Annotated in this window: 17 protein-coding genes; 12 read left to right on the top strand and 5 right to left on the bottom strand. The window is 53.3% G+C overall.

Annotated elements, in window-relative coordinates; translation table 11 throughout:
* Positions 1-41: 41 nt before the first annotated feature.
* The 5 genes from P8N76_08550 to ilvE all read left to right on the top strand — a co-directional run bounded on the left by P8N76_08550 (position 42) and on the right by ilvE (position 6,466).
* Positions 42-1,295 carry an amidohydrolase family protein gene (locus P8N76_08550; GenBank protein ID MDG2381711.1) on the top strand — a complete coding sequence of 418 codons (1,254 nt, stop codon included), beginning with the start codon at positions 42-44 and terminating at the stop codon, positions 1,293-1,295.
* Between the two features lie 116 nt (positions 1,296-1,411).
* Positions 1,412-2,989, top strand: coding sequence for a lysine--tRNA ligase (gene lysS, locus P8N76_08545; protein MDG2381710.1), 1,578 nt, complete (start codon positions 1,412-1,414; stop codon positions 2,987-2,989).
* A 71-nt stretch (positions 2,990-3,060) separates the two neighbouring features.
* Positions 3,061-4,638 (top strand): FtsX-like permease family protein, encoded by a 1,578-nt coding sequence (locus P8N76_08540; protein ID MDG2381709.1) that lies wholly within the window; start codon positions 3,061-3,063, stop codon positions 4,636-4,638.
* On the top strand, positions 4,631-5,440 hold the full coding sequence (locus P8N76_08535; GenBank protein ID MDG2381708.1) for an ABC transporter ATP-binding protein: 810 nt from the start codon (positions 4,631-4,633) through the stop codon (positions 5,438-5,440). The genes P8N76_08540 and P8N76_08535 overlap by 8 nt, the downstream gene beginning before the upstream one ends.
* Positions 5,441-5,602: 162 nt before the next feature.
* Entirely contained in the window at positions 5,603-6,466 is an 864-nt protein-coding gene (gene ilvE, locus P8N76_08530) for a branched-chain-amino-acid transaminase (protein MDG2381707.1), read from the top strand.
* Between the two features lie 123 nt (positions 6,467-6,589).
* Here ilvE and P8N76_08525 read toward each other — a convergent pair whose 3' ends face one another.
* A complete protein-coding gene (locus tag P8N76_08525) occupies positions 6,590-6,847 on the bottom strand; it encodes a zinc ribbon domain-containing protein (protein MDG2381706.1) in 258 nt (85 codons plus the stop codon).
* 85 nt (positions 6,848-6,932) lie between these two features.
* Between P8N76_08525 and P8N76_08520 the strand changes: the two genes are divergently transcribed.
* The 3 genes from P8N76_08520 (at position 6,933) to P8N76_08510 (ending at position 9,773) form a co-directional block, all read left to right on the top strand.
* On the top strand, positions 6,933-8,240 hold the full coding sequence (locus P8N76_08520) for a LysM peptidoglycan-binding domain-containing protein (protein MDG2381705.1): 1,308 nt from the start codon (positions 6,933-6,935) through the stop codon (positions 8,238-8,240).
* A 101-nt stretch (positions 8,241-8,341) separates the two neighbouring features.
* The gene (pyrE, locus tag P8N76_08515) at positions 8,342-8,902 is read left to right on the top strand and encodes an orotate phosphoribosyltransferase (protein MDG2381704.1); all 561 of its coding nucleotides are present in this window, start codon (positions 8,342-8,344) and stop codon (positions 8,900-8,902) included.
* A 190-nt stretch (positions 8,903-9,092) separates the two neighbouring features.
* Positions 9,093-9,773, top strand: a complete 681-nt coding sequence (locus P8N76_08510) for a hypothetical protein (GenBank protein MDG2381703.1) — start codon at positions 9,093-9,095, stop codon at positions 9,771-9,773.
* A 44-nt stretch (positions 9,774-9,817) separates the two neighbouring features.
* Here P8N76_08510 and P8N76_08505 read toward each other — a convergent pair whose 3' ends face one another.
* Positions 9,818-10,591, bottom strand: coding sequence for an NRDE family protein (locus P8N76_08505; protein ID MDG2381702.1), 774 nt, complete (start codon positions 10,589-10,591; stop codon positions 9,818-9,820).
* Positions 10,592-11,494: 903 nt separating this feature from the next.
* Here P8N76_08505 and P8N76_08500 point away from each other — a divergent pair.
* Positions 11,495-12,481 (top strand): ketoacyl-ACP synthase III, encoded by a 987-nt coding sequence (locus P8N76_08500; GenBank protein ID MDG2381701.1) that lies wholly within the window; start codon positions 11,495-11,497, stop codon positions 12,479-12,481.
* Between the two features lie 55 nt (positions 12,482-12,536).
* Complete coding sequence (gene pepF, locus P8N76_08495; protein ID MDG2381700.1) at positions 12,537-14,339, top strand: oligoendopeptidase F; 1,803 nt, start codon at positions 12,537-12,539, stop codon at positions 14,337-14,339.
* A gap of 41 nt (positions 14,340-14,380) precedes the next feature.
* Here pepF and P8N76_08490 read toward each other — a convergent pair whose 3' ends face one another.
* Both P8N76_08490 and P8N76_08485 read right to left on the bottom strand, forming a co-directional pair.
* On the bottom strand, positions 14,381-15,919 hold the full coding sequence (locus P8N76_08490) for an aldehyde dehydrogenase family protein (protein MDG2381699.1): 1,539 nt from the start codon (positions 15,917-15,919) through the stop codon (positions 14,381-14,383).
* The gene (locus tag P8N76_08485) at positions 15,912-17,084 is read right to left on the bottom strand and encodes a saccharopine dehydrogenase NADP-binding domain-containing protein (GenBank protein MDG2381698.1); all 1,173 of its coding nucleotides are present in this window, start codon (positions 17,082-17,084) and stop codon (positions 15,912-15,914) included. The genes P8N76_08490 and P8N76_08485 overlap by 8 nt, the downstream gene beginning before the upstream one ends.
* Positions 17,085-17,333: 249 nt before the next feature.
* Here P8N76_08485 and P8N76_08480 point away from each other — a divergent pair, with 249 nt between their 5' ends.
* Complete coding sequence (locus P8N76_08480) at positions 17,334-18,692, top strand: hypothetical protein (protein MDG2381697.1); 1,359 nt, start codon at positions 17,334-17,336, stop codon at positions 18,690-18,692.
* A 17-nt stretch (positions 18,693-18,709) separates the two neighbouring features.
* Here P8N76_08480 and P8N76_08475 read toward each other — a convergent pair whose 3' ends face one another.
* Complete coding sequence (locus P8N76_08475) at positions 18,710-19,741, bottom strand: hypothetical protein (GenBank protein ID MDG2381696.1); 1,032 nt, start codon at positions 19,739-19,741, stop codon at positions 18,710-18,712.
* Positions 19,742-20,291: 550 nt separating this feature from the next.
* Here P8N76_08475 and P8N76_08470 point away from each other — a divergent pair.
* Positions 20,292-22,532, top strand: a complete 2,241-nt coding sequence (locus tag P8N76_08470) for a sodium:solute symporter family protein (protein ID MDG2381695.1) — start codon at positions 20,292-20,294, stop codon at positions 22,530-22,532.
* Positions 22,533-22,571 lie beyond the last annotated feature (39 nt).

The raw sequence follows: 22,571 nt of genomic DNA, 5'->3' as shown, positions 1-22,571 counted from the left end.
TTGTTACGCAATGCATTCTACTTTCGTTCGGAGCGTTCAAGTTGATCGGCGATCCCCGACCCCTGCGTTGGTTCATACGCATTGTGACGTTATTGGTAGCCGGATTGGCGGGCATCCTGCTGTTTCAGTCTTGGTTGCCTTTGCAGGCGGTCTCGGAGGGAACGAGAGGGGATCAACCAACCTCGTCCTCGGCAGCGCTGCCACTCGATAAATTCCGCCCGCAACCGATGCTGCGCCTGCGGCAGGCTGGTGTCAATCGGGCTCGATATCCCGTCGTTGATGTGCATACGCACTTTCATCACCGATTCAAAGGGTCCCTGCAGCGTTTGGATGATTTTGTCCGCGTGATGGATCGAAATGGGATTGCCATTTGCGCAAGCCTCGATGGACGTTTGCCCGAGATGCTGCTCGAACATCAACAAGCGCTGAATGAGAAGTATCAGGATCGGTTTGTCGTCTTCGCGAATATCGATTGGCGGGGGGATGGTAAGGAAGATGATCCGAGCAGCTGGGATTGCCAGCGGCCCGATTTTGTGCGGCGAACCGTCATGAGTTTGGAAGCGGCGGCCCAGCAGGGGGCGAGTGGACTCAAAATCTTTAAACGCTTTGGGCTGAATTATCGAAACGCAGACGGTTCGCTGATGCGGATTGACGATCCGCGTTGGAATCCGATTTGGGAGGCTTGCGGGCGACTCGGGTTACCGGTGATCATTCATACGGCCGATCCAGCCGCGTTCTTTCGTCCAATTGACGAGACCAATGAACGTTGGGAGGAATTGAGCCGACATCCAGATTGGAGTTTTTATGGTGATGCCTTTCCCAGTCGAGAAGAGCTACTTGCCGCTCGTAATCGAGTGATCGATCGACAGCCGCAAACGATCTTTATCGGAGCCCATCTGGCCAATAATCCGGAAGATTTGCAGACGGTAAGTGAGTGGCTGGATCAATATCCCAACCTTTACGTCGAATTGGCCTCACGTATCGGAGAATTGGGCCGACAACCTTACACGGCGCGTAAGTTCTTCTTGAAACATTCCGATCGCATTCTGTTTGGGACTGACGGGCCCTGGCCGGAGACTCGTTTGCGCCTCTACTGGCGTTTTCTCGAGACGTTTGACGAGTACTTCCCTTATTCCGAAAAGGATTTTCCGCCCCAAGGGTTTTGGCGGATCTACGGAATTGGTTTGCCAGATGAAGTCTTGCGTCGTGTCTACTATGAAAATGCGAGTCGAATCGTACCTGGCGTTCGTCAAAAACTCGCAAAGCTTGTTCCGCAAACCGACACTAAGAAATAAGTTTGCGCTGAGTAATCCGTTGCGGTCTGCCGGCACCTACCATCTTATTGGCCGACGCACTAGAATGTCTCGATTCGCCGAGGCCGGTTTTGGACGTCAAGGTAGGGTAAAGGGTCATGACAACAGCGCAAGAAACCAGTGGTGGTCTAGAACAGTCGCGTCGCGAAAAGCTGCAACGCATTCAAGAGTTGGGAGTGGATCCTTGGGGCAGTCGCTTTGACGGCCGTCAGTCCATTGCACAGCTCCGCGACCGAGTCAGCGAAGTGAGGTTTCATACGGAATCTGGCGAGCAAATGGAGCTACCAGATCCTGCAGATCCTGATGCTGATCCCGACTTCAATTTTCGACAATGGCTTGCCGATCAGGGAAAGGGTGAACTCGTCGGGCCAAAAGTTCGAGCTGCTGGTCGCATCGTCCTGATGCGCGACACGGGCAAACTGAAGTTCATCGACATTCGAGATCAAACTGGGCAGATTCAGCTGTTCGTCGGTAAGAAACAGGTTGGCGAGCAAGCTTGGGAGCTATCCGATTGTTTTGATCTGGGGGATATCGTCGGAGTTGATGGTCAGCTGCGGCGAACGAAGACCGGCGAAGTCACCATCTTTGCCGAAAGCTTACATTTCCTTTGTAAGTCACTCGAGTCACCCCCCGAAAAACATCATGGCTTAAGTGATCCTGAACTGCGACAGCGAATGCGGTATCTTGATTTGACCTACACCGAAGGTGTGTTGCCTCGCTTTCTCGATCGAACAAAGATTGTTGCGTCCGTGCGGGAGACCCTCGCGAAACAAGAGTTTTGCGAAATCGAGGGGCCCACGTTGCATTCGATTGCCGGTGGGGCGGCTGCTCGACCCTTTGTCACCCACCACAACACTTTGGATCTCGAGCTGTTCCTCAGAATCGCGCTCGAGCTGCACCTCAAACGATTGCTCGTCGGCGGAATGGAACGCGTCTATGAGTTGGGGCGTGTCTATCGAAACGAAGGGATAAGCCCTCGACATAATCCTGAATTCACCATGCTCGAGGTCTACGAATCGTTCGGCAACTATGAAACGATGATGGACTTGACCGAACAGATTATTCTGGATGCTATCGCGAAACTTGGACGTGGGCAGCAATTGCCCTGGGGCGAATCCACCATCGATTTCTCACCGCCGTTTGCACGGCGATCCTACGCCGATCTGTTTCAGGAATGTACCGGGGTCGATGCTTCTGACGAACAGGCGGTTCAAGCACTCGCGAGCAAACTTGGTATCGAAACAGCAGGTCGCCATCCGGATGTAATCAAGAACGAGATTTTCGAAGAGAAAGTCGAAGACTCGCTGGTGGGGCCGATTTTTGTGATCGACTATCCCGCTAGCATTTGTCCGTTGACGAAGCGAAAGTCGGACCAGCCTGAGATTGCCGAGCGTTTTGAGCTGTTCGTGCAGGGGATGGAAGTGGCTAACGCTTACACGGAATTGAATGACCCTGATTTGCAAGCAGAGCTGTTCAAGACGCAGCTAGCAGGGCTGTCGGATGAAGACTCGATGGCTAAAATGGACCACGATTTTATTCGCGCTCTGCGTCACGGCATGCCGCCTGCTGGTGGATTAGGTATTGGCATCGACCGCCTAGTCATGCTATTGACCAACACACAAACGATTCGGGACGTGATTCTGTTCCCGTTACTTCGCCCAGAAATTGCTTCTTAGCTGTCACACTTGGTGGTGGGAAAGGATTCTCACGCGGTGCCAGTATCGATTTTCGCGCCAAAGGAATGGCCATGTATAAGCTGCTTCTCTGTCTGAGATATCTCCGTACCCGTTACATTGCGCTGGCATCCATCATGAGTGTGATGCTTGGCGTGGCCACGATGATTGTCGTCAACAGTGTGATGTCGGGATTTCAGAGTGAGATGCACAAGCGGCTACACGGCATTCTATCTGACGTTGTCGTCGAAGCTCACAGCATGGAAGGTATTCTGGATCCGACCGAGCTGGAGAACGAGATTCGCGAGGTCATCGGGGATGATTTGACCGGATTAACTTCGACGGTTCACATTCCCGCGATGTTAAGTTTTCAAGTACGTGGGCAATGGATGACGAAGCAGGTCAACCTGATCGGCATTGATGAACGTTCCTACGCCAATGTGAGTGAATTTGGTAAGTATTTACTGCATCCTCAAAACCGTGAAAAACTTTCGTTTGATTTGTACGAACGGGGCTACGATTCTCGCTTGCGAGAGGCGGGCTGGGCGTACCGTCGTGTCAAAGTTGCTCAGGAACGGTACTATCGCGAACAGATGGAGAAGTTGAATCAAACGACTCCTCAAGACAACGGGGGCGATGGGGCAACGAATACGATTCCTGAAACGGAGAGTGTCGCCGACAGTGATGATAGCCCGTTTGGATTTGACATTGGCAGCGATCCATTCGAGGCAGTAACGGATGAAGAAAATGATGCCCGTACGTTTGATGCGGCGACGCAGCAGCATGTGGGTATCGTGTTAGGAATTGCGACCTCCAATATTCGCCATCGGACCCCCGAGGGCGAAATTGTTGATCTGTTTCTCTGCAAACCAGGTGATGATGTAAAAGTCACGTTTCCGACCGCGGGGACGCCACCTCAGGCGGTCAGCGCCAACTTTACGGTGTGTGATTTCTATGAAAGTAAAATGAGTGAATACGACTCGACATTTGCTTTTATTCCGATCGGGCAGCTCCAGTATCTGCGTGGGATGATTAACCCCGAGACGGGCGCTGGTGCTGTCAGCTCGATTCAAATCAAGTTGCGTGACGGGGTGGATCTGAATGCGGCCCGCGACAAACTACGAGAGCGGTTTCCGGCCGAATTGTTTCCGTACCGGATTCAAACTTGGAAAGACATGCAAGGGCCACTTTTGGCAGCCGTTCAAATGGAGACGACGATCCTGAACATCTTGTTGTTCTTAATTATTGCGGTGGCCGGTTTCGGTATCCTGGCAACCTTCTTCATGATTGTTGTCGAAAAAACTCGTGATATTGGTGTCCTCAAATCCTTGGGGGCGACAAGCCGTGGAATCATGTCCATCTTTTTGGGCTATGGTCTCTCGTTGGGTTGTGTTGGCTCGGGCGTGGGGATGGTGTTGGGATTGCTATTCGTCGTGAACATCAATCGTATCGCAGCCGTGTTGGAGATGGTGACGGGGCGAGAAGTGTTCGATCCAACGATCTATTATTTTCAAGAGATTCCGACAATCATCAACGCTTACACGGTCGGTTGGATCGTTGCTGGGGCAATGCTGATTGCTGTGATCGCGAGCGTTCTGCCTGCGGTTCGAGCTGCTCGGATGCACCCTGTGGAGGCTTTGCGATATGAGTAAATTGACGACTGCCCGAGAAAAACTCGCGAGCTCCACGCAAGCCGAAGGCTTACGTGGACCTCACTTTCGTGTCGCTCCCGAGACCCGGGTAACACAGCCGATGGTCGGAGAGGCCGTCATGGAAGCGTGTGATCTGCGCAAAAGCTACCGGAAGGGGCCTGTTCAGGTTCCGGTACTCAAGGGGGTTGACGTCCAGGTAGGGGACGGCGAATTCATGACCATCGTGGGGAAAAGTGGATCTGGGAAAAGTACCTTGCTCCATTTGCTCGCGACTTTGGATGCTCCCGACAGTGGTGAGATCCATTTCCAGGACCGCAGGATCGACAATCTGACGCCCGCCAAACGTGATGGAATGCGAAATCGAGATATTGGCGTTGTCTTTCAGTTCTATCACTTGTTGCCCGAGCTCACGACGCTTGAGAATACGATCTTGCCGGCGATGATCGGTCATTCCGTTGCCGCCTACTGGGGCAAACGGAAGCAGCTTCGCCGGGAGGCAAGTGAATTGCTTGAGCGAGTGGGGCTGTCGCATCGCTTGAAGCACCGGCCTAGTGAACTTTCTGGCGGTGAAATGCAGAGAGTAGCGATTGCAAGAGCTCTTTTGAATCGCCCCCAAATCCTGCTGGCTGATGAACCGACCGGCAACCTGGACCGCCAAACGGGTGTTCAGATTATGGATCTCCTGCGGTCCTTGAACCAGGATCAGAAGCTCACTATAGTCATGGTGACTCACGATTCAGCCATAGCTCAGCAGACGGATCGAGTTGTGCAATTGGTCGAAGGGCGCGTCAGCTTTGCCTAGCAGCTGATTGCAGGCCCAACCGCTAAAATTCCCATTCCGGACGGAAGATGTCCAGAATAATGAACTCTGTCGGTGAGTAGAGTAGAGTTAACATTTCCAAGGCAATTCACTCCTCGTCGGTGGACGGCTCCCTAAACTCGTAACCGAGAAGTTAAGCGATCGATGGCACTGCAGGTCTACATCAACGGTACTTATTTCGATACGGAAGATGCCAAGGTCAGCGTTTACGACCATGGGTTGCTCTATGGGGATGGTGTCTTCGAAGGGATGCGGAGCTACGGTGGCGCCGTTTTTCGCTTGGATGAGCATCTGGAGCGGCTTTGGGCTTCTGCCAAAGCGATTCTCTTGGAGATTCCCATCAGCCGTGAGGCAATGGGATTAGCGGTTAAAGAAACTTTAGCCAAAAATAAGCTTCCCGATGCCTACATCCGATTGATTGTGACGCGAGGTGTGGGGTCGCTTGGACTCGATCCGCAGCGGACTCGTAATCCGCAAGTGATTATTATCGTGGACAAGATCGCTCTCTACCCGGCTGAGTACTATGAGAACGGATTAGAGATCATTACGGCGAGTACGATTAGAAATCATCCCGCGGCGTTGAGCCCACGGATCAAGTCACTGAACTACTTGAACAATGTGCTGGCGAAAATTGAGGGTACCCAGGCCGGTTGCGTCGAAGCTCTGATGCTCAATCACAAAGGCGAAGTGGCCGAGTGTACCGGCGACAATGTTTTTCTTGTCAATCAGGGAGAACTGATGACTCCGTCGATCGACGCAGGCATTCTGGACGGTATCACACGTCAGGCGGTAATCGATCTCGCTAAGAAAAAATCCATTGTCGTGCGGGAAATTCCTTTGACGCGACATGATGTCTATGTCGCCGACGAGTGTTTCTTGACCGGTAGTGCGGCCGAGGTTGTGCCGGTGATCAAAGTGGATAATCGCGTGATTGGCGACGGGAAGCCGGGCCCGATCACAAAGCTACTGAAGGACCAGTTTCAGCAGTTGACTCGCAAGTCGGGCTAAACTATCCGAGTTGGTTTGAATCGTGGATCGAGCAACTCTCAGCTTGGCGTTGATTTTCCCGCAAATCGGCCTAGCCGCTGGCTGCCACATCTCCTATGATTCGCCGCGCTGAAAAGTCGACGGTTATCTGGCGAGCGATAGCGTGTAGATGACTGCAGCAACGCCAATGCCTCCGATGATCAGCCACCAGATGGGACGACCAGACCAGACGCTGGTCGACGCTTGAACATAATTACCGCAGTAAGGACATTCCACAGCTTCTTCGTAGATTGGTTCGCCGCAATGTGAGCAAGGCACAGTTTCCGCTTCCGTGTCGTCGTCAACGTCCGGCTCCGGATACTCGTAATCCTCTAACGGTTTGTTTGCATCGTCGAAATTCATGGAGAAGAAGCCTGGCAACAAAGGGGACCGAAATTGGATTCCTCTAGTTGAGAAATCAGCGTTGAATTCGTCAAGGAGGACGAAGGTGAATTCTATAAAGAATGCGATCGTAACGGTGACTTTGCTGGCTGTTAGCTACGGCGCTTATGTGGTTCTCAGCAATCCACCTGCCGAACCTGTTGCCAGTCTCGGTGGGATGGATGAGGCGGATGTAATGGGGGTCAGCGTCACGATTCCGGAAGCCTCCGCTGGCGCACAACTGTCCGCAGACTCAGCGACGCAAGTCGCATCGCCTCAGACAGAACCCAGTCTGGAAGTCGAGCGTGTCACCAATGATTGGGTGGATCCTTTCCCTGCCTCGACAGCAAGTCCCGCTGCAACGGATAGCGATCCTTATGGATATTCCCCCCAGACGGACGCACCAGGGACCGCATCAGGGAATTTACCAGAGAGCGACGTTGCAACCCTTAACCCACCCGGCCCCGGCTCGACGGTCCCAGACTCGCAGGTCGCTGCTTCGCAATTGCCCGGTATGCAAGCTCCGCAGCAGCCGTTTGGGGCGGATGCTGGAACCTCCGCCGATGACTCTTATGACCAGCAACCTGCCGCCAGCTATCCAGAAACTTCCGACCCGGTCATTCCGCCTGTCGGAGAGGCATCCGCTGATCTGAGCGGGAAGGCTAATGGTTTCGACGAAGCCTGGAAATTGGCTCAGTCAAGTATCAACACTGGCAAGCTCGAAGATGCCTTGATGACGCTATCGATCTGGTACAACGAACCGTCGATGTCAACGGAACAAGCTCGACGTTGTACGGCTGCCTTGGATGAATTGGCGGGAACGGTGATTTATTCGCAAGAGAGCTTCATGGAGCCCGCCTATGTTGTCCAAGAGGGTGAGACGTTGGGTGAGATAGCGGCCAAGTATCAGGTTCCCGTCGACTTCCTCGCCCGCATCAACGGCGTTGCGACGCCCTATGAACTCTATCCGGGTGAATCACTCAAGGTCGTCAAGGGACCATTTCGTGCTGAATTGCGATCAGAGCAAGCTGAGATTACGGTCTTTCTTGGTCGTCATTACGCCGGTCGATTCGCCGCGCGCATCGGAGCCGGTACACCAATCGCAGAGGGTGACTACGAAGTTGCTTCAAAAGAGGCTGGTCGAGAGTACTTCGATCGCACCACTGGTTATCGTGTGAGTCGCGAAGACCCAAGTAATCCCTACGGCTCGTACTGGATCGGTTTGCGGGGCGAACAAGTAACAGCTGCCCACAATGTGGGTATTCATGTCGATATGGGAAGTCCCAATGCGGGCTGTATCGCTGTGAGCCAATCCGACGTCGCTGATCTGAATGCGATCCTTTCGATCGGTTCCCGGCTGACCGTACGACGATGAGGACGTATTTCCAACTTGCCCTCCTTTACGATCAACGGCCGCGGACGATACGATAGGTTCGTCCGTCAAAAACGTGGTCGAGATTTATTGGTGGGAGTCGCATGTCGGAATATGATCGCAACGCTCTGATCGATTTGGTTCGTGAGCAAGCCTTGGAATTTGGTGACTTTACCCTCGCTTCCGGTAAGAAGGCCAAGTTTTACCTCGACTGTCGTAAAGTAACGCTTGACTCCCGCGGGGCCAATTTGATCGGTGCCGGCATGCTGGAATTCATGGCTGCGGATTCGCCTGATGCGGTAGGAGGCATGGCCATTGGCGCCGACCCAATTACCGGGGCGATCATCACCTTGGCGGGGCAGAAATCTCGCGGCTTGCGGGGCTTCATTGTCCGGAAAGAAATGAAAGATCACGGAAAAGGTCGAATGGTCGAAGGCCCGGTGAATCCTGGAGATCGGGTCTTCATCGTCGAAGATGTGGTCACGACCGGCGGCAGTGCTTTGAAAGCCGTTGATCGAGCACGAGATTTTGGTCTCAAGGTCATTGGAGCACTGGCGATTATTGACCGGCTTGAGGGCGGGGAGACGGCTTTCGCGAGTCGTGGGGTGCCCCTGAAAACACTGCTCACCATTCGCGATTTTGGAATCGAACCCCAGTCTTCGTAACCCGCTAAATCGATTGGAGATCGCCGCGAAACGGAGGCGGCAAAAGGAGTCCGGCAGATTTGCTGGCAGCTTCGTTCAACCCGTTTCTGCGATTGGTCGATATCCTCTAGGGACGCTGGACACCTTTTGGCGACAGCATTGCTTTCACTTTGCCCGGATTGGATGCCCGACTGATCTCATGGAAACTTCGTTGCATCGTCAACTCAAAGACGCCTACGCCCATTCAGAGGCCGATCTCGAGGTCAAACTCGATCGTTATCGAATCGATGTGGTTTCGGGTGATGAGTTAATTGAAATTCAACACGGTTCGTTGGCGGCCATTCGCAACAAGATTCAACAGCTCGTTGGGGAGCATCGTGTCCGTGTCGTGAAACCAATTATTGCCATGAAGCGGCTCATCAAACGGAGTGGCAAAGGCCGGCGAATTATCGATCGCCGGATGAGCCCCAAACGTTGTACGATCCTGGAAGTGTTTCACGAGCTTGTCTACTTTAGTAAAGTGTTTCCCCACCCGAATCTGCTGCTCGAAGTCCCTTTAGTCTTCGTGGAAGAATACAGGTATCCCGGCCACGGAAAGCGGCGAAGGCATCGTGAAAGGGATCATGAAGTCGAAGACCAAAAACTGATTGAAGTTCAAGATATTCATCAGTTTCGTACGGCAGATGATCTTGCCGAATTGCTGCCGCCACGCCTGCCCAAACCCTTTCACACTCAGCACGTTGCGGAAGGCTTAAAGATCAATCGCAGTTTTGCCCAACGCATTGCTTACTGCCTACGGGAGACCGGAGCAATCCGGCAAGTAGGCAAGAGTGGAAACGCATTGTTGTACGAGCGGAATCGTAAGCGCAGAAAAAACGTCGCAACGAACTGACGTTGCGACGGCCTGTGGTTTATTCGAAATCGTTGCCCGAAAGACTAGGTGTTGGCGTTCGTGCTCGCCTCACGGAGACCTCGGCTCAAAATGTCTCGCAGGAGCGGCGAAAAATCTTCGTACCGCGAACGATCCGGTGCACTACCGGAAAATTGATAGATCGCGTCACGTGGCTTTTTGCCAAGCGAAATTAGCGTCGAACTGACCGTGCCACGATCTTTGTCTCGAATGACGATGCTTGGTCGTCCTGGAGGCGACGGCGGTCGAGCAAAAACCTTGCTGGCGACAGCCAGGAATTTGACCGGCGAGTCCAGCGTGTGCAATGTTAACAAGCGCCGGGCCATTTCCACTCGCTCGTCTCGTGCATCATTTAAATCTCGACTAGAAATGATGTTCAAACCTTCATGCATTTCTACCGTGTCGATCTCCTCGGCACCATGAACTACCCAGCCACTTTCGGCGTCGACACAAACAAAATTAGCGCCGTCGTAACGACCGCTGGATAACTCCTCCATCGCCACGTCTCGAGCGTGAACGGCCGAACTCGATTTTAATAGTTCGCGGCAGAGTACGCCCCTCGAGCGGGAAGGGAATGTTGAGGAAGCTTTACGTCGATTGCAAACGCCAATCACCAACCCATGTTGGTTGACGCCTAGCCAAGTGCCACCGGCCTGAGCATCGATTCCGCACAGCACACGCGGCTTTCCCGATTGAATCGATGGGGGCTGCGAAGGTCGCTCATAGAATTCCTCACGATTAGCGGCCACCAAAATCGGGGCTTCTGGAACGAGTCGATACTGTATTGCCAGCAAGCACATATGATCACGTCTTGGAAGGAACGTCCTGTAAGTTAAATTCCGATAACCAGTTTGCTGAAGAAGTCACGCCCCCCCGGCAGCGAACAACTGGTTTGGTAATGCTTAACCTCCGCCTTACCAAATTCCAGACAGACTTTTCTTTACAAGTCCATGCTTCGCGAACTGTCTCCCCTGAATGTACCGATCTGCGATTTGGTCGAACACCCCTTAGCGGGGGTTGGGTAATGGAATTATCGAAACTCTTTGTGAAAGAGGCAGGGATTTGTCTTTCCCGAAAGGTCTGACAGTTAGGAAGTCTCGTTTCTTCTGGGTGACCTGAGAGTATGGGTTGAATAAGGGGTGTTTTGGGTGGTTTGGGTTGTAGTTGGCTGGCGGGGTGTCGACAGGTTGGCTGAGCCACCGCCCGGCCGGCAATTCGGCAAACCGGGCACGGTCGCGGCTGTTCTGCAATGGCGGCGGCGACGGAAGTTATTCGGTTGGGATGTTTCGACCGGTTAGCCCCGTTTCGGGACGAATGATTAAATGGCTCTTTCGTCCCTCTTCGGTCCAGAGCTTCCGCATCGAACACGCCGTTCCAGCAGACGGACTATCTGAATGGCGGTTCGGCGGGCGTGAAGGCGGAGAGCCGATCAGGAGATTTTCGATAATTATTCCTTGAGATCTGTCGCGATTGAGGTCCGATTCGGGCGATCCGGCTGGCGGGTATCCAGGCCGGGCACGTATTCTGCTATATTCGAAACTCACGAAGCAGAGAATCGTTCGGAGGAAGCCGTTCCCGAACGGAAGCCATCCGACGGCAGTTTCAAGCATAAGTAAAAGTATTTAATGAGCAGTTCTCCGGCCATCAAACCTCGGAACATCCCGATAGCACTTCCCACTTGTGAAGCTTCTCAGCGGAATCGAATGCATTCGTTGACAGGTGTGCAATTGCTTTCAACGGGTAGCTACGTGCCGCCGGATGTTGTCACCAACGAGGATCTGAGACAGCTCGGTTACGATTCGGACTGGATCATCCAACGAACGGGAATTCAGAGTCGTCGTCGAGCGTCGGCGGACATGGCGACGAGTGACTTGGCCTACGAGGCGGCTCAGAGGTGTTTGGACGCATCGGGTACGGATGTGGCTGACATCGACCTTATTTTGCTGGCGACGATGACGCCGGACGCTCCCATTCCATCGACGGCATGTCTCTTGCAGGAGCGTCTTGCGGCGCCTCAAGCGGGAGCTATGGATTTGAATGCGGCCTGTGCTGGCTTCATGTACGCTCTGCTAACGGGTGCACAGTTCATTGGTGCGGGTACGTGTCAACGTGTCCTCGTCGTGGGAGCTGACATCAATACTCGGATCGTGAATCCGGATGATGAAAAGACTTTTCCCCTGTTTGGTGATGGAGCGGGTGCGGTCTTGCTTGGTCCGGGCGATGACGATCAGGGATTTCTGGCTTTCACGATGGGTTCAGATGGATCGGGCGCCGATCTGTTGCGAATTCCAGGTGGGGGTTCGCGGCGTCCTTTGACTCCGCGATCGCTGTCAGAAGGGGAGCAGTTCATTCAGATGGATGGTCGACCAGTCTTCAAGTGGGCCGTACGAACGCTCACCGACACGCTCCAAGAAGTTCTTGCCCATGCGAACTGCACGTTGGAGGACATCAAACAGGTTGTCTTGCATCAGGCGAACATTCGCATCATCGAAGCGGCGGCCGAGGCGCTCGCCATTCCACGGGAGAAAATGCTGATCAATGTTGATCGCTTTGGGAACACTTCCGCAGGTAGCATTCCTCTTGGACTTGATGAATCCTACGGCGCGGGTAATCTGTCTCGCGGCGATCGAGTCTTACTGTGCGGCTTTGGTGCAGGACTGGCCTGGGGTGCCGCAGTCGTCCAATGGTGATGGGTGATCTTAGCTAAGACGAACGCCCTTTTCTTCACGAAAGTCAAGAGGACCGATGAGTAAAGTCAAACGTCTACCTTCGCGCTCACGCGTCAAAGTTGATGACACTTGGGATCTTTCCAGTCTTTACCCCAACGACAAAGCCTGGGAGCGTGATCTGAAAAAAATGAAACGCCAGATCTCCGGATTTGCAGCTTTTCGTGGCAAGTTGGGGGAGAGCCCTAAGACGTTGGCGAAATGCCTCAAGTTTGATTCTGATTTTGACCGCTTGGCGGAACGGTTGGGCGTTTATGCATTTCTCAATACGGCCCAAGATCAGGCCGATGGTGACTCGCAGAATCGGATGGGGCAATTTCAAAACATTGCGGCTCGCGCTGCGGAAGAGGCCAGCTTTATTCGTCCGGAGCTGTTGGCATTATCCGGCGCAAAGCTGAAGAAGTTGATGAATTCGCCTGAGTTAAAACACTATCGGTTGACACTTGATAGGTTAGTGCGTTCAAAACCCTACACGCTTGGCAAACGCGAAGAACAGTTGCTGGCGATGCAGTCGGAAATGTCGCAGACTGCCAGCCGAACGTTTCGACAGTTATTGGATGCCGATATGAAGTTCGGCGTGGTCAAGAATGAGAAGGGCGAGCAGGTTGAGTTGAGTAACGCCACGTTTGGCCAGCTACTTGTCTCACCAAGTCGAAAGGTTCGCAAGGAAGCGTTCACAACTTACTACAAACAGTTCGAGGCCCATCAGAATACGATCGCCGCAACGTTAAATGGATCGATTCAAAAGGATGTCTACTATGCCCGGGCACGCGGTTATGATTCTGCCCTGCACGCCGCGCTATTCCCCGACAACGTGCCTGATTCCGTCTACGAAAAACTGATTGGCAGCGTGCATCGTAATCTGCCTGCCCTGCATCGATACTACGACTTGCGTCGGCGAAAAATGAAGCTTCGCGACTTGCGGCATTACGACACTTATGTGCCGATTTTGAGCGACCTCGAGACGCGACACACCTGGAAGCAAGCCGTGAAAGTGATCATTGACGCTTTGCGGCCGTTAGGCGATGAATATTGCTCGGTCTTGGAGCAGGGGCTGAGTCAACGCTGGTGTGATCGCTATCCGAATCAAGGCAAACAAAGTGGTGCTTTTAGTTGTGGGTCGTTTGATGGTGATCCGTATATCCTGATGAACTACCAGCCAACAGTGCTCAACGATGTCTTTACGCTCGCCCATGAAGCGGGGCACTCGATGCACAGTTACCTGTCGTCAAGTCATCAGTCGTTCGAATACTACGATTACACCATTTTTGTTGCCGAGGTTGCCAGCACGTTCAACGAAGAGCTGCTGAGCCATCACTTATTGGAGAATACGACTGACAAGAAGCGTCGAGCTTTCTTGATCAATCGCGAGATCGATGACATACGCGGTACGATCTTTCGCCAGACGATGTTTGCCGAATTCGAAAAGATCACGCATGAAATGGCGGAGGCGGGTGAGCCCTTGACGCTACAGGCATTCCAAACCGTCTATCGAGATCTGTTGGTTAAATACTTCGGTCCCGATTTCACGATCGACGATCAATTGTCATTGGAGTGTTTGCGGATTCCGCATTTCTATCGCGCCTTCTATGTGTATAAGTACGCCACCGGATTGTCAGCAGCCATCGCTTTAAGCCAGCGTGTCTTGAAGGGTGGGGAGACTGACTTGCAAGCTTATCTCAACTTTCTCAAGTCTGGCTGTTCCAAAGATCCGCTCGATCTGCTCCGCGATGCGGGCGTTGATATGGAGCGGCCCCAGCCGGTCAATACCGCACTCAAATACTTCAGCCAACTCGTGGATGAACTCGATGACTTGCTCTGAGCGAGTGCTGCGGGTGGCCATCGCACGAGTCCGTCTAACACCTAGGTATCGAACTTGATCCCTTGTGCCAGTGGCAAATCGGTGGAGTAATTGATCGTGTTGGTGACTCGGCGCATGTAGATTTTCCAGGAGTCTGATCCGGACTCCCGACCGCCGCCTGTCTCTTTTTCGCCGCCAAACGCGCCACCGATTTCCGCCCCACTGGTTCCAATATTGACATTTGCGATTCCGCAGTCGCTGCCGGCGGGTGAACAGAATAGTTCCGCTTCTCGTACGTTGCTGGTAAAGATCGCCGATGCGAGTCCTTGCGGTACGGCATTGTGGATCTCGATAGCGTCGTTCAGGCTTTCGTAACGCATGACATACAACAGCGGCGCGAATGTTTCTTGCGTCACAATCTCAGCCTGACTGTCAATTTCGACAATCGCTGGTCGAACGTAAGTACCATTGGGTGGAACGTCTTGTTTGACACGTTCGCCGCCAACTATCAACTTACCGCCCTGCGACTGAGCTGCTTCGATGGCGCCTTCCATCGCTTGAGCTGCACGCTCGTCAATCAACGGTCCGACCAGGGTCCCCGGTTGGGTTGGATCGCCAATCGGCAGGCTTTGGTAGGCCTGCTGCAATCGGCTGATGACTTGGTCGGCGATGGAATGGTGAACAATCAGCCGTCTCAGCGTGGTGCAGCGTTGGCCACAAGTGCCGACTGCAGCAAAAACGATCCCGCGAATGGTAAGTTCGAGATCTGCTGACGGGGTAACGATCATTCCATTGTTTCCGCCCAATTCCAACAAGCTGCGTCCCAAGCGACTGGCGACGGTTTGGGCGACGGCTCGGCCCATTGGTACGGATCCTGTGGCTGAAATGAGCGGGATGCGATTGTCGGCGGCGAGTGTTTGTCCCGTATCGGCTCCGCCCACAATCACGCTCGATAATCCGTCGGGTGCATCCTGGAATTTTTTCGACACTTGATTAAACAGGCTCTGGCAGGCGAGCGCACAAAGCGGAGTCTTTTCCGAAGGCTTCCAAATGACGGAGTCACCGCAGGCGATGGCTAAGGCCACATTCCAAGCCCAAACTGCGACCGGAAAATTGAATGCCGTGATGATGCCGACGGGTCCCAAAGGGTGCCATTGTTCCATGAGTCGATGCAGCGGTCGCTCGCTGGCAATGGTCAAGCCATACAACTGTCGGCTGAGCCCCACCGCGAAGTCGCAAATATCGATCATCTCTTGGACTTCGCCCAACGCTTCTTGGGTGATCTTGCCCGCTTCCCAGGATACGACCGTGGCCAAGTCGGCTTTGTGTTCTCGGAGTATTTCCCCCAGTTGTCGCACCAATTCACCACGACGTGGAGCCGGGACAGTGCGCCAGTCATGAAATGCGGTAACCGATTCTTGGATTACCTCTTGGGTCTGGGCGGGGGTTGCCAGCGTCAGTTCGGCAAGGCACGATCCGTCAATGGGAGAGTCGACCTTCAATACGTTTCCTTGCCCGGCGATCGAGTTGTTGCCAACCATGATTGCCGCCGAGTCGGAAACTCCCATTCTTTGCAGACTTTGCTGCAATGGATTACTCATTGGTCTCTCCTTGGCTGCTTGCGTTGCTGAAACGGGTTGCCGCTTGGTTTGCATAACGTCGACCAAATTGATTGTTGAGGAAGTCATCGAAATTGACATCCTCTTGTTTGACGAATCCTTTTGGCGGCAAATGTCCCTCCCGGGCCAGATCGATCACGGCGCAGATGCCGGCTGCGGTGGTTAATTGAATCGCACTCCAGGGTTCGTTATCAATCGTTTCCGCATAGATCTTACGAGCATCGCTCATTTGAACCAAGTTTCCATTTCTCCAGCCCGAGACGGTGCAGAAAGTGACGACCACATCCTGGAAGGTGATGGGAATTGAATCTTCTAATATCTTTTTGAGCTGATCTCGTTGTTCACTCATTCGCAATTCACCAACAAGAAATTGCATTAATTGTCGATGTCCCAAATAACGAACCGTTTTGTAGTTGAGTTCACGGACTTGTGTGTTCAGCGTTTCGCAAAGTGTGCCCAGGCCCCCCGATGTGTTAAACGCTTCGTATCGGACACCATCAAGCGAGAAGTGTTCCAGCCCCTCGAGCGGCAGAACATCAATTCGTTTGCCTTCGTGAATCGCCTCGCAAGGATTGCAATATTCATTGATTAAACCATCTGTCGACCAGGTTAAGTTATATTTCAGTTCACCTGTGGGAAACTCGGGGAGAGCACCTACTCGCATATGGACTCGATCAAGACGATCGAATGACTTGGTGAGATGGTGGGCTGCAATCGAGATGAATCCTGGTGCGAGTCCGCACTGGGGCATGAAGATTTGATTGTCCTGAGAACGCTTGGCGATGTCTCGCACGGCCCGAGTCGTAGCAACGTCTTCGGTTAAGTCAAAATAATTCGTGCCCGTTTCCAGGGCTGCTTGTGCGACCGATGGATTGAAACGAAAACTGAGTGCCGATACCACACTCTGGCAGTCCTGCATGCAGCTCGACAGTTGGTCATGTTGGGTCACATCAAGTTTTTCGACTTCCACATCCGTGGTCGTTTTGATTCTCGCGAGAGCTTCCGAATCGACGTCCGCGACACGGACGCGGTAGTGACCAGACTCGGTCAAAAATTTCGCGATCATCCGACCGATTTTTCCGCCGCCCAACAACAAAACTTGGTCCATGGTTTTTTCCAGTTCTGAGATAAAAAGGGGGTCGACCATTGTGGTTGGCGATCCCAATCAACATTCGTGTGATATTTATCAAGACGCCCGTGAGCGTGCAGCATAGAATTGCACGATGTCGCCAATTGAAAAGGCTGACGAATTATATGATACGCTGGCAGCCGAACCCAGATAAATAAGTTGAGCCCCCTTTTTCGTCTCCCGTCACGGTGATGAGCCGGGCAATTGTACGGATGATGCGAGCCATCGCGTTGATATTGATGCAACCGACAAACAGGAGATCCTCGTATGACCGATGCAAACAAACTGTCAGAGTTGGGGTCCGAATGGGAATGTCAGCCGGAAGCCTGGTCATTTCTGCAGGATGCGCTGCAGGAATTCTGCGAACAAAGTCCAGTTATCGCCGATTGGCGCGATCGTTTGTTGCGTGAGACAGGTACCCGTCTAGTCGATTGGATTGATCACCTGACACTTCGTGAGGCAGTGGTATCCGACGATCAGCTCGTTCGACTCGGCTTTCAGCCATCTTCCGCTGCGAATGGGTGGTGTCACGCGCAAGGATTGTTTCCGACCATTCACCGGCCCCAGGACGACGGTGAAGTGGGAGTGGCGATGAAAGTGCAGTCAGTGGATGATTTTTGTCGACTTCATGACACGCAAGATTCGCCCAGTCTGGTGGCGGTTGCGAATTTGCGAATCGTCGCTGTGCAACGGAGCCCGGACGCTACTTTCTGGGTTGTAGAACGACATGGCAATCTGGGGATGGTGCCCAGTTTGGCGACAGATGTCCAGCGGCAAATGATTGTCGATGGGGCTCGATTGATGCGTGAACGCATTCGTGCCGACGGTCAAGCAGGCTTCGACCATGCTCGGCAGGCATTCGACGTTGTCGCGGATAAGTTGGGGCGTGATTGGGCCTGTGACTTGTTTTTCTCGACCGAGCGAGATTATTGGCAGTCCCGCAACTATGCGGCCAGAATCCAAAAACAGCGGCAGGATGCGTTAGCCGTTGGGTGGGCGAATCATGATCACCACACGTATCGATGCAGTCGCGAAAACTTTCGTAGTTTGATTTCGGTCTTAGAGCATTTTGGTTTTGAATGCCGGGAGCGATTTTACGCCGGTGCTCAAGCAGGATGGGGTGCACAAGTCTTGGAGCATTCGAATTGTGGTTTGGTGATTTTTGCCGACGTGGATCTTTCCCCTGATGAAGTTGCCGGTGATTTTGCTCACCAAGGACTGGGGAAACGTGAATCGCTGGGGACTGTCGGTTTGTGGTGTAAGTTGCATGGCGATTCATTTCTGTCAGCCGGCATGCACCATCTGGAGTGTCAGTTCGACTTCGACGCTGTACGCGCACAATTGGCCGAGCAGGGGATTGAAACGATGGTCCCCTTCACTGACTTTGCTTTCCTCCGGCAAGCGTTTACGGTCGGCGAATGTTGGGAAATTAGCTCAGAACGGCTCGATCAACTGGTGGAGCAGAGATGGATAACGCGTGGCCAAGCAGAGACCTTCGCCGATCAAGGCGCGATCGGGTCGCATCTCGAGATTCTGGAACGAAACGACGGGTATAAAGGATTTAATCAGACCGGCGTGAGTGACATTATTCATCGCACGGACCCGCGTTTACAAGGTTCCAAGTAACCAGCTGCGGCGGCCAGTTAGAGAGGGGTCAACCAGATAAACGGACGATCGGCGTCATCGTTTCGGATTTCCGCTTGCAGTCCGGCCTGAAACAAGACGCGATCCAGGATGCGTTTGTAGAATGTTCGCTTGGCGGGAAAAGCAACCTTTACCTTCATCGGCTCGATTCGTTTTCTTGCGATAGATTCATGATCGATGAGTATTGGAACACCAAGTCGTTGCTGAATCGCGGCAAGCACGTCTTTGAGAGGCGTATCGACGATTTCAGTCGATAGCGATTCAAATAATTTCGGTAGCATTTGACGTGTCGGCGTCTCGGTTTTCCAGCCCACTGGCCATCGCTGTTTGGCTGTCCGTCCGTCGATGATATCGACGCGAAGTGTGCCGTCTGGACTGACGGCCGGGGCCCACGCCAAGCCTTTGGATTGCAATGCTGCAGCCAAGGCGGTTCCGCAGCTTAATCCCGAAAGCTCATTCTCGATCGGCTTGTCGTCACCAATGCGAGTGGCCACGCCTGTTCGAATTGGGATTGTTGTGATCGATTGGATATGTTGAAAGAACTTTGAGAAAGGTTCGTCTATTGTTTTTATCCGCACTGGCGTCGAAAGTAGTCGGCGAACGCGATCCAACTGAGGACCCGTCATGCCAAAGGCGACTCGTTCCGTGATCGTATTTCCGTCGGAGGACGATTCGAGGTTCTCGATCCACTGCTTCATTTTTTGACGGTCTGAAAGGCGGAAGCGATGGTCTGGCACACGAAGCACGCCATCCGTACCCAGGATTGCTTTCACCCGAATGGTTCGAGACGCCTCCCCGCCTTGTCGATCTACATTGAACGTTTCACCGTCTCGTCTTTGACGAAGGCGGATTGAAGCAAGCGGCAAGTTGCGGAGCATCCTTAGCCACTGTTGAGGTGCATTGACTGCAGCTCCGCGATCGCTGAGTACTTCCAAGTAAACACGGGGCGTCGCCCCCATCGTGGTGGCAGCAAGCAAAGTTGGCAGCAATACGGCGATTAAAAACTGGGTGGGCTTTCGCCAAGGCGACATCGTTTGCTCCGATTTCTGAAACTGCATTAAAAACGAATCTCTCGCCAAGCGAGGTCCAGCCGTACAAATCACCGCTCTGTCGGTCCCGATCCAGTGGCGAAATGTGGCCGCCCGTTTTCGCCCAAGTTGCTGGCACGCGAGTGTCTGTCGTTTGGGGGCGTGGGAAATATGGGGCCGCAGCAACTTGATTGTTTGGGAAGCGTGCGGTGCAAACGATTTTTCCATTCGGGGCAGACGACCACGGCATCATTCTGGAGCCAAACGGGATTCTGCAGTAGTTCAGGCGAAAGAGGGACCGATCGAGCATCCTCCTTCATCATATCTTGGGCGGTCACCAACCGCAAAGATTGCGCCCGGTTACTTGCCGATGCGATCACGGCTTCGAGCACTCCCATTTTGATTTCGGAGGAACTGCGGTTTTCCCGGATTGCCTGGCGATGTCTCGTTACGCTGGATGTTTCAGATTGTCCGCTCGGTCGCGGACAACCTTCATCGGGCGTCCGTGGTATGATCGTGGGCTTTGCGATCTTTTCGTATCAGGAGTGAATTCATGCATTGGCTAGATTATGGAGTGCTGCTTGGCTATTTCTTGGTGATGGCCGCCATCGGTTTATGGGCGATGCGTCGCGTCAAAGTTCAAGAAGACTACTTCATGGGCGGCCGTTCCTTTGGAAAGCTGATGCAGACTTTTGCCGCTTTCGGGGCCGGGACAGGCTCAAGCGATCCGGTGAACACCGGCCGCACCACGTTTACCAGTGGTATGAGTGGAATGTGGAGTGTCATGTACTGGTTGTTTGTGACACCCTTCTACTGGATCGCGGGCGTGTGGTACCGGCGCATGCGGCACCTGACGTTGGGTGACTGGTACGTCGAAAGGTACGAGTCCAGGAGTTTAGGGGCTGCTTATGCCGTTTTTGGGCTGATTTTCTACGTTGTTTATGGGTCGATGTTGTTTTCCGCGATTGGCAAAGTTGCCGCACCCCTCGTTGGTACGGGGACAGTCATGATCGGCGACCGCCCAGTCGGCATTGAATACGTCTTGGTTCCGATCATCGGTGTCGTGGTTCTGGTGTATGGGATGTTGGGCGGTTTGCGGGCCGCCTATATCACCGATTTGATCCAAGGCGTGTGCATCATCCTGCTCTCGGTCATGCTGGTGCCCTTTGGACTGCGTGCCCTGGTGGAAAAGTACGGGGCGGATCCGGCAAGTCAGAGTCTGCTTGATGGGTTTGCGATTCTTCACGAGCAATTACCAGCAGAACACTTTCATGTTCTTGGTGGAGCCAACAGCAGCGATTTTCCATTGTATCGGATCGTCGCAGTTGTGATTATCAATCTTGTCGGGGTTGTCGTGCAGCCTCACTTTATTGCCACAGGTGGTGGTTCGGCCAAAACCGAGATGAATGCGCGAGTCGGCTTGGTTTTGGGTAATTTTCTCAAACGATTCTGTACGGTTGGCTGGGTTTTGACCGCCTTGATCGCCTTGGCACTCTATGCCAATTCTCCAGAACTGATTGCCGATCCCGACAAGACCTGGGGTGTGGCCTCTCGAGAACTCCTTGGACCGGGACTCACGGGACTGATGTTGGCTTGCCTGCTGGCTGCCTTAATGAGTTCCGTCGATGCGTACATGATTGTGGGGTCGGGGCTTGTTGTGCGAAATATCTACGCGGCGTTTGTAAATGCAACCGCCAGCGAGCGCGAGTACGTGATGCTGGCCCGTTTGACGGGCGTGTTTGTGGTTGGTGGTGGTGTGTTGGTTTCGCTGATGTCAATGAACGTATTCCAACAACTGCAGTGGACCTGGGTGATTCCCGTGCTGTTTGCGGCTCCGTTTTGGGTGGGAATGTATTGGCGACGTGGGACGACAGCGGCAGCTTGGTCCACGGTAGCCTTCAGCGCTCTTTTGTTCTTTATTCTTCCTGCCGTGCTACCGATGATCTTTAGCAACCTGCGATCTCAGTATCACGATGCGAATCAGATCGTTCAAACGACCATCACGCGAGCGGCCGCCCCCTCGGATGTGGCGCGCCGTGAGGCCTCCATTCTGATGATTGATCAACAACGAGCAAAGTTGCAGGCCGATTTAGATAACGCGCGGCAAGCAGTAGGAGCGGACAGGGGAAACGCTGGGAGAATTGCCGAAATTGAGCAAGAAATCGCTGGGCTTACGCAACCCAAGCCACTCCAAGTCGGGGCGGAAATCTCAGAGACTTCGAGGAGTGGTGGCCAGAGTGTATTTTGGAGTCGACTTCAACCGGTGGATGATCAAGGCAAGCCTCGGAATGACCTGCAGCCCTTGCCGATCGGTTCGGCTGAGCAACCCGACGCAAATACAACGCGAGTGATTCTCGCCTATCCTGCTGATGTGAAGTTAAGAGGTGAGGGGAACTTTCGTCTCGATTTCTTGTTATACAAATCGTGTGGGATGGACTTTACGAACAAGAGCAACCCGATTCTAAGTACGCTGGAGCTACCTCCCAAAATCATTGCTCCGTTTTTAGTGATGATCGGGGTGAGCTTTATGACTCGACCCAATCGCAAGGAGTCGTTGGATCGATACTTCAGCAAGATGAAGACGCCTGTCGATCCAGATCCTGCCGCGGATCAACGGGCGTTAGAGACAGCCCTGGCGTCGCCCGAAGTGAACGAGGCCAAAAAGCTGTTTCCGGGCAGCAATCTTGAGTTCCAACGGCCCAGTGCTCTTGACGCGTTGGGTTTCCTGGCCTGCTTTGGTGTGTGCTTTGCGGTGATCGGTTTGGCCGTCTGGTTAGCGAACATCGGCAGTTGATCGGCATTCGCGGATCGTAGCGCGTCTGGCGGATAGCGC

The organism is Pirellulaceae bacterium, assembly GCA_029243025.1.
In the GTDB taxonomy this organism is placed as follows: Bacteria; Planctomycetota; Planctomycetia; order Pirellulales; family Pirellulaceae.
This window is presented reverse-complemented; position numbering and strand designations above follow the sequence as displayed.